Source organism: Flavonifractor sp. (assembly GCF_019422385.1).
GTDB lineage: Bacteria > Bacillota > Clostridia > Oscillospirales > Oscillospiraceae > Flavonifractor > Flavonifractor avistercoris.
Map to the genome: position 1 here is coordinate 1 of NZ_JAHZDL010000003.1, position 1,644 is coordinate 1,644.

Annotated in this window: 2 protein-coding genes and 1 other annotated feature; of the genes, one reads left to right on the forward strand and one right to left on the reverse strand. The window is 53.0% G+C overall.

Annotation, left to right across the window (positions count from 1 at the left end):
* Positions 1-301, reverse strand: a 301-nt coding sequence (locus QZ378_RS00815; protein ID WP_291256989.1) for a class I tRNA ligase family protein, incomplete at its 3' end; no start/stop codon positions are given.
* A 49-nt stretch (positions 302-350) separates the two neighbouring features.
* Positions 351-576 (reverse strand) — a binding site (T-box leader).
* Positions 577-1,003: 427 nt separating this feature from the next.
* On the opposite strand from QZ378_RS00815, the gene QZ378_RS00820 reads away from it, so the two are divergent.
* On the forward strand, positions 1,004-1,477 hold the full coding sequence (locus QZ378_RS00820; protein ID WP_291256990.1) for a hypothetical protein: 474 nt from the start codon (positions 1,004-1,006) through the stop codon (positions 1,475-1,477).
* The last annotated feature ends 167 nt before the right edge of the window (positions 1,478-1,644 follow it).

Below are 1,644 nucleotides of genomic sequence, written 5' to 3' on the forward strand. Positions count from 1 at the left end.
TCTTGCGCAGCTCCTCCTCCACCTTGATCTGGGTGGCGATGCCGGCGTGGTCGGTGCCGGGCACCCACAGGGCGGCATAACCCTGCATCCGCTTGAAGCGGATCAGGATGTCCTGGAGGGTGGAGTCCATGGCGTGGCCCATGTGGAGCTGGCCGGTGACGTTGGGGGGCGGCATGACGATGGTGAAGGGCTTCTTGTCCGGGTCGCGGTGGCCCTCGAAGCAGCCGTGCTCCTCCCACATCTGGTAGATGCGGCCCTCCACCTCCTTGGGTTCATAGACCTTGGGCAGTTCTTTTTTCATCTGGTTCTGACACTCCTTTTCGGGGCAAAAAAATCGCCCCGAGCGTTTTGCTCAGGGCGAATCTCATTTCCATGAAAATCCGCGGTACCACCTGAATTCCCCCGTGTATCCACAGGGGCACTCTTGTCTCGGTAACGGGAGAACCCGCCGGGCCCTACTTGCGTTCAGGCCCGGAGCTCCGGGATCACCTTCCGCGCCGCTCTGAAACGCCTTCCACCGACCGGCGTCTCTCTGTGTCAGAAGGGGCGCGTACTCCTTCCCATCGTCGCTGTATATCGCACCTAGTATATGCAAAATCGGGAAACTTGTCAAGAGGGCAGTCGGGCGGCTCTTTCTTAAAGCAGTCGGGCGGCCCCTTCTTAAAGAAAGAAATCGGGAGAGGAAGATAACCTTCCAGAAACCAATAGCCCCCAATTGCCGCCAACCCAATGATGTTAAGATTCGTTGCTTGCGGCAACGGGCAATTCCGCCTACAATCATGGCAGCGAGGGATAGAGAGGGGGCATCCCTAAAAACAGGAATATGAATAGTCCCCATTGGGGTGGATGTTATAGTAAATCTGAAACCGCCGTTCCCGAAGTGGCTTTTCACTTATTTGAACGGCTGTTTGCCAGGGCAGCACCGATGATCTTGCTGCTGCGATCATGGAAATGTTCTTTCCATGAAGGCAAAAATGATTCGATCAATAGGAGTGCTTCTAAAATGAAGAAAAAGACAATTGGAATGATTGCTGCGGTTGTGATTGTGCTGGGACTGAGCCTCGTCGTCTACAATCAGATGATTCCTAACGAATATGCGCCTGCTGATGATGAAATCGCCCTGCATATACGATTAGATGCGGAAGAGGATATCGGGCTGCTGGTTTTTGATTATCGTGCAGGCAGCCATGAATACAGTGGAGGCATATCAAATGCGGATGGATCGCTGATCAGCCGCGATTCTGATAACATTGTGGTGTGGAATCAGGAGGAACTGAATAACCCCTCTGAGCCTTTTGAGCTGTCCATGCAGTTCCGAATCATAACCGAATACGTGGCTCCCAATTATGAAAACGTATATCCGGATGACATCACGAAATGTATGGAGCCTGTCTCATGGGAGGCACACTTTGGTGAATCATATTTTATTACCATCACCGGTGATCAGACAAATGGATATCAGGCTGTATTGAACTGATTTAATCGGAGGACATAGCAGAGCCAGCTGAGCCAGTCAACGGCAAGAAAATGGGCCTTGCCCACCTGATCTTGCCAATACCGGCCACGGCGCCAGGTCGGGACTGGTTTTGCCAATATACTGAGCCTGCCGACTTCCCCTCGTGGGGTAGCCGGCAGGCTTTTGCG

Bases quoted from the DNA above. Each gene is read 5' to 3' on its own strand.
- QZ378_RS00820 (WP_291256990.1), top strand. From the start codon at position 1,004: ATGAAGAAAAAGACAATTGGAATGATTGCTGCGGTTGTGATTGTGCTG.